The organism is Legionella nagasakiensis, from assembly GCF_900639915.1.
GTDB lineage: Bacteria > Pseudomonadota > Gammaproteobacteria > Legionellales > Legionellaceae > Legionella_A > Legionella_A nagasakiensis.
On record NZ_CAAAID010000001.1, the window covers coordinates 343219 to 349861 of the forward strand.

A 6643-nucleotide genomic window follows, 5' to 3' on the forward strand; every position below is an offset into this window, starting at 1 on the left:
TATTTTGAAACTGCTGTAAAAAATTAATTGGGAATATTTTATGCAAAATAATGTAATTAGGTATTTTATTTTTGGTGATTCTATTTGTGTTGGACAAGGTGTCTCTATCAATAAGGGATGGGTTGTAAGGATTGCTCAAGATATTGAAATATTTAATCTTAAAAATAGTAAAAACATATTGCTGGCAAATAGTTCAAGAAATGGAAATACTACAAGACAAGCTTTAGAACGAATGCCGTATGATGTTCAAAGTCAAGGGGTCGAGATATTATCAATACAGTTTGGTTTGAATGATTGTAATTATTGGGATACAGATAATGGTTTGCCAAGAGTTAGTCCTAAATCTTTTGAAGCAAATTTAGAGGAAATTATAGCTAGAGGTGTAGTATTTGGGGCAAAAAAAATAATGATTCATACAAATCATCCCACCCTGAGAGATAGCGTAAAATCTGGTTTTTTATCACACTCTTACGATGAGAATAACCGTATATATAGCCAAATCATTCGAAAAATAGCTCATAATAACGAGTATGTTACTTTAATTGATATTGAGAAAAAGTTTAATCAATTTTGTGAAAATGAATCTGTAGAGCTAAAAAGTTTATTATTGCCAGATGGATTACATCTAAGTGTTTTAGGACATGAGCTCTATTATAAAAGTATTAGTCCTTACATTAATGAAGTTCTTAATTATATTTCTAATATAAAGGCTTCAGCCTCTTTAAATGAAGCTGATTGAATTTAATTATGAAGGCTAATTATATTATTAATACATTGTTTAAGTATTCGAAATTAATAAGTAAAAATCAATCAATAAGATCTTTGATTGATTTTATGAAAGTACGTGTTGGATTGATAAGAGAAGTTTTATTTTTTTCCAAAAAAAAAGACAATGATAGCATAAGAAAAATTAGTAGGTATAATCTCGAAATTGTTAGTGAAATTCCTTATGAACAATTAAAAATTGTTAAAGATTTGACTGCTGAGAAAATGCTTATTATAAGGGAAATGGATATAGAGCAAGCCAAATTGGCTCTTGGAATTAGTAAAGAGCAGCTCAAAATAGTTAAGTCTCTTGATTTAATTCAATTACGAGAATGTGTTAACTATGTAAATACTAAAAAATTGAAGCCAGCCATTGAACCTGAGTCTATAATGTCTATCGATATTTCTCAATATCGACACTCTGAGCTTAGTGTTGCGAACGTCTTGATTTTGGCAGATAACAATCATCCAGCAAACGTTGTGCAGGATTATATTAATGCTTTCTTGGAGCATTCTCAACATAATATAACCATCTGGAACCCATTAAATACTACTGAAGAGGACTTTAGTCTTTTTTTAAATGATTATGATGTAATAATTATTCACTATTCTGTTTGTGTTTTGTTCGAGTATTTTTTGCCAAAATATTTGATGAATAAAATTATTAAATATAATGGGCTAAAAATTCAGATTATTCAGGATGAGTTTCGATGGATAAATCGTATGGCAAATAGGTTGGAGTTGCTGGGGATTGATATCCTAATTTCATCACTTAATACGGAAAATATTAAGAAAGTATATCATCATTATGGACTAAGATATGTAAAAAAATACCATTCCTTACCTGGTTATGTACCAAATTATTTGCTTACTAGGAACTCACCTCCAATAGAAAATAGAAATAATCATCTTACTTATAGAGGGAGGCAACTCCATTATTACTACGGAGCAGTTTCTCAGGAAAAATCGACAATTGAAACTTATTTTAAGGAGATTTCAAGAAAGTATAACTTGAAGGTTAATTTGGCTTCAAAAGAGGATGAAAGACTATATGGGGAGGATTGGATTAACTTAATTCAATCTTCTAAAGCTGTTCTGGGGGTTGAAGGAGGAGCTAGTATTTTTGATTTTGATGAAACAATATCGCTTAACGTAAATAAATACCTAATGTATTATCCAGGGGTTGATTTTTCAATAGTAGCAAAAGAAGTCTTAAAGCCTTATGAAGGTAATATTATTCATAGGACAATAACACCAAGAATTTTTGAAGCTATTTGTTTACGTACAGCATTAGTCCTTTATCCAGGTAGTTACTCAAATATACTTATTCCGTGGCAACATTATATTCCAATTGAAAAAGATGGAGCAAATGTTTCAGTAGTTGTTGAACGACTTAAAGATGATAGTTATTTAGCAGAAATGACTGATAGGGCATATAGAGAAATTGCACTAAACCCTGAACTTCAATTTAAAAATTACATTTCAAAGCTAGATATATTAATTTCAAATGAACTGCGTGCAAAATAAAAGCAAATTTTATATTAAGGAATTAGGATGATGAATACTAAAAAACAAATAGTAATAGATCAGGAAAATCAGTTATTTTGGAACGAATTATGTGGAACTCAATTAGCAAAAGAATTAGGTGTGGTGGATTCAAGTCAAGATAGTTTGAGTAAATTTGATAATTTTTATATGGATTTTTATCCTTATTTAGAAAAACATCTGTTCCTTGATGAAATCAAAGAAAAAAATGTATTGGAAGTTGGATTAGGTTATGGAACCATAAGTCAGAAATTAGCTTTGACTGGTGCAAATTATTATGGTCTTGATATTGCTCCCAATGCTGTTGCGATGGCCAGGCATCGCTTAGAACAACATGGCATTACGGGCGATATTCGAACAGGAAGCATGTTAGAGTGCCCTTTTCCTGACAACTATTTTGATTATGTTTTTTCAATTGGATGTTTTCATCATACAGGTGATATGCAAGCTTGTGTTGATGAGACTTACCGTGTGCTAAAAGATGGTGGGAAGGCGGTCATCATGGTTTATAACAAATTTTCTCTGCGCTTGTGGATGAAATGGCCAAAGTGGACTGCTAAAAATTTTATGTTTCAGTTTCTTGGAAAGAATATACATGCTAATGAGGAGCATAGAAAAGCATATGATACTTCAAGTTCTAATAATGGAGCACCAGAAACTGAGTTTTTTTCTATAAGAGAAATTCGTCGTATTTTTAAACGGTATCATTCTGTAAAAACAACTCGTGAAAACTTTGATGAAGATGTGGCATTAACTGTTGGAAAATTACCCATCTATCGTTTTAAGAAACGCGCACAATGCTTGGACAACAAATGGGCTCGTTATTTCGGATTAGATTTATACATTCACGCTGTAAAGTAAAAGTTATATAAAAATCTTAAATGGTATATACCTCAATTATATATGGGATACGATGTTTTATGACCTTGAATATACTTTTTTTATGTAATAAACCCAAGTTTGGCAATGATGCAAATACGATTATTGATCATATTAATGCATTTGAAACTTATTCCAAACATAAAATATGGATTTATTCTAATCTTGGGGAGATGTCAAAGAAACTAGATTTAGAGCGTTTCGATGCTATTATAATTCACTATTCTATATGTCTTCTACATGATTATTATCTTTCGAAAAAATCTAAAGAGAGATTAAGAGAATATAAAGGATTAAAAATTGTTTTTGTTCAAGATGAATATCGACAAATCAATAAAATGATAGCGGAGTTGGCTTTTCTTCAGATAGACATATTATTTACTTGTTTCCCAACAAGTGAATATGATCGAATTTATTCAGAGGATAAATTACCTGGAGTTAAGAAATGCAATAATCTGACCGGTTATATTCCTGAGCGTTTAATGAAACTAACTGAGCAACCACTTATTGTTAAACGTTCTATTCATGTAGGTTATCGCGGAAGAAAAATCCCTTTTTGGCTAGGTGAGTTATCTTATGAAAAATATAGTATTGCCGAAAGATGGATTGAGAAGACGTCTAAAAGTGATTTAAAAACAGATATTTCTTGTGAAGAAAAAGATAGAATATATGGAGAAAAATGGATTGAGTTTCTATCTTCTTGCAAAGCTACTTTAGGTGTGGAAAGTGGTGCTAGTGTTATGGACTTTACAGGTAACTTAGAAAAGGTTATTGATTTGCATCAATTAACGCATCCCAATGATTCATTTTTTACTGTACAAAAAAAATATTTGCTTGATCATGAGGGATTATATAAGTTAAATCAAATATCTCCTCGTTGTTTTGAAGCCATTGCTTTAAAAACTGTGCTTGTGCTTTATGAAGGTGAGTATTCAGGAATTTTAATTCCTTGGCGGCATTACATTCCATTAAAAAAAGATTTTAGTAATATTGATGATATTATAATCAAGCTTCATGATGATTTATATTTACAATCTATTGCAGATAAGGCTTTTGAAGAAATTGCTCAAAACCCTAAATATAGTTACCGTTCATTTATAAAATCAGTTGATCAGACTATAGAAGATGAATTTCTAATGCGATGTAAACAAAAAGTAAATATACCTTATAAGATAGATGTGTATACGCATGATATTAAGTACATACCATTTAAAAGTAAATTGTATCAAAAAGGTTTAACCTGTTATCAAAAATTTCCTTTAACTATCCGTCTTGTTATAAAAGGAGTTCTCCGGCCCAAATTCGCTATACGATATTTATTTAAGCATTTTTTCAGTATAGTACGTCCATAATATTCTCTCGAAAGATAAAAAAGTAATTTTTTATGAACAAACCAAATGTTTTACTATTAGCAGATACGGCTCATCCAGCACAGGCAGTTATTGATCATATCAGAGCTATTACAAGTTCTGATAAAATAATATGGCATATTTTAAACCCCATAACTTTTAAGATTATTGATAAAATTGATTTTTCAATATTTGATGCTATAGGCATTCATTACTCAATAAAACCTTATAACAATTATTATCTTTCAGATTTATTGAAAAAACGTATTGCCTCATTTCAAGGGATAAAATTTTTATTTTTACAGGATGAATATCAAAAAGTAAATCAGGTTCAGGAATATATGTATACATTAGGTTTTCATTTATTATTTACATTAGTTAATTGTAATATAGTTAATAAAGCCTATCCTGATCCACGCTTATCTGGTTTAAAGCGAGTGACAGTGTTAACAGGTTATGTCCAGGATTATATGAAGTCGATTATTTCTCTTCCTGTCTCTGAGCGGCTAATTGATGTTTCTTATCGTAGTAGGCGTTGTGAATATTGGTTGGGAACACTCTCACATGACAAGGAAAGAATTGCTAGAGGGTTCACTCATTATGCTCAGGGAAAAAGGCTCAAGCTTGATATCAGTCTTGAAGAATCTGCGCGGTTATATGGAGAAAAATGGCTGCAATTACTGAAAAACTCCAAAGCAGTTCTGGGTACGGAAAGTGGTGCAAGCATCTGGGATTTTGATGACAGTATTCGTAAAAAGACTAATCGATTTCTTCGAAAAAATAAGGGCGCTAATTTTGATTCTGTTTATGAACAGGTTCTAAAACCATTTGATGGCAATATATTATATAATGCTATTTCTCCTAGAGTGTTTGAAGCTGCGGCGACAAAGACGCCGATGATTATGTTTCCAGGCGAGTATAGCGGAATATGTATACCAGATAAACACTATATTCCATTAGAAAAGAATTTTTCCAATATAGAAGAAGTGATAGACAAATTAAAAGATTTTTGTTTTTTGCAAGCGCTTGCCGATCGAACTTATAATGACTTAATTGTCTCAGATCGTTATTCGCAACATAAATTTTCTGATTTGATTGCTAATGAGTTGTTGGCCATTATTAAATGTAGAACAAAAAGTATAAATAAAATAGACTTACTATCTAAAATAGAAAATACTAGGAAAAAATACAAAAATCTGAATCGTTTTCGTTGTTTTTGTACAGAGGCTAATTTTATTTTCTGTAATTTTTTTAAGTTATTGTTTAATCCAAAATACACTTTTTTTACAAATGTAAAATTACTAGCTGCGGGGATGAAACGTTATTTGTCTTATTTAATTCCAAGATTAACTAGAAAACGTCTCTGATTTTGCACTTGTAATAATTTTAGAATATTCCCAAATATGCTCATCATCAATGAAATTATGAGAACATAGGTTTTAGATATTTAATGAAACTCTTTTTACAAACTATTTCAATATTTATTATTGTTATTAGCTCAAAAAATTATGCAAGTTCTGATAATAGTATTTCTGTTCCTGTCAAAAGTATTAGTCATTTTCAGCGAAGTCTTGATGGCAATTATGTTCTAAATAATGGTATCCCTGTTATAGGAGAGGATGAAGAGTATATATTTAATACTACTTTTTTAAATAAAAATACAGCTTTTGTCGTGATTGATCCATGGACAAATATGCCGGATAAACAATTAAATCTTATTAATGAAAAAATAATTAAAAAATATATATTACCATTAGTAGAAATTGCAGCCAAAAAAGGTTTCTCCATTTATGTTTTTACGAATGATTGTGAAAGACTTCATATATCCTATAGTTGCTTTGCTCCTTATGAGTTTTATGTATTACAGAAAAATAATGATGTGGTTTAATGGATTCGGACACACCAGTTAAGAGATAATAAACTTAACTGGAGTAAAAGATATGACAATTAGAAGAAAATTTTCACAAGAATTTAAGCTTGATGCAATTAGCCTTGTAAAAGATCAAGGCTACAGTCGGGCGGAAGCAGCTCGCAGTTTGTCGCTTAATCCGAATGTGCTTAGTCGTTGGATAAAAGAGCATGAAGCAGATGAGGGTCATGCATTC

Annotated in this window: 7 protein-coding genes; all 7 read left to right on the plus strand. The window is 30.6% G+C overall.

Annotation, left to right across the window (positions count from 1 at the left end; genetic code table 11):
* Positions 1 to 40 precede the first annotated feature (40 nt).
* The gene (locus tag E1O52_RS01565; RefSeq protein ID WP_133126951.1) at positions 41 to 739 is read left to right on the plus strand and encodes an SGNH/GDSL hydrolase family protein; all 699 of its coding nucleotides are present in this window, start codon (positions 41 to 43) and stop codon (positions 737 to 739) included.
* Between the two features lie 8 nt (positions 740 to 747).
* On the plus strand, positions 748 to 2292 hold the full coding sequence (locus E1O52_RS01570; RefSeq protein ID WP_133126952.1) for a hypothetical protein: 1545 nt from the start codon (positions 748 to 750) through the stop codon (positions 2290 to 2292).
* Between the two features lie 27 nt (positions 2293 to 2319).
* On the plus strand, positions 2320 to 3171 hold the full coding sequence (locus tag E1O52_RS01575) for a class I SAM-dependent methyltransferase (protein ID WP_133126953.1): 852 nt from the start codon (positions 2320 to 2322) through the stop codon (positions 3169 to 3171).
* A 59-nt stretch (positions 3172 to 3230) separates the two neighbouring features.
* Positions 3231 to 4541 carry a hypothetical protein gene (locus tag E1O52_RS01580; protein ID WP_133126954.1) on the plus strand — a complete coding sequence of 437 codons (1311 nt, stop codon included), beginning with the start codon at positions 3231 to 3233 and terminating at the stop codon, positions 4539 to 4541.
* Between the two features lie 32 nt (positions 4542 to 4573).
* Positions 4574 to 5905, plus strand: a complete 1332-nt coding sequence (locus E1O52_RS01585) for a hypothetical protein (protein ID WP_133126955.1) — start codon at positions 4574 to 4576, stop codon at positions 5903 to 5905.
* A gap of 83 nt (positions 5906 to 5988) precedes the next feature.
* Entirely contained in the window at positions 5989 to 6426 is a 438-nt protein-coding gene (locus E1O52_RS01590) for a hypothetical protein (protein WP_133126956.1), read from the plus strand.
* Positions 6427 to 6478: 52 nt separating this feature from the next.
* Positions 6479 to 6643, plus strand: a 165-nt coding sequence (locus tag E1O52_RS01595) for a transposase (protein ID WP_133126957.1), incomplete at its 3' end; no start/stop codon positions are given.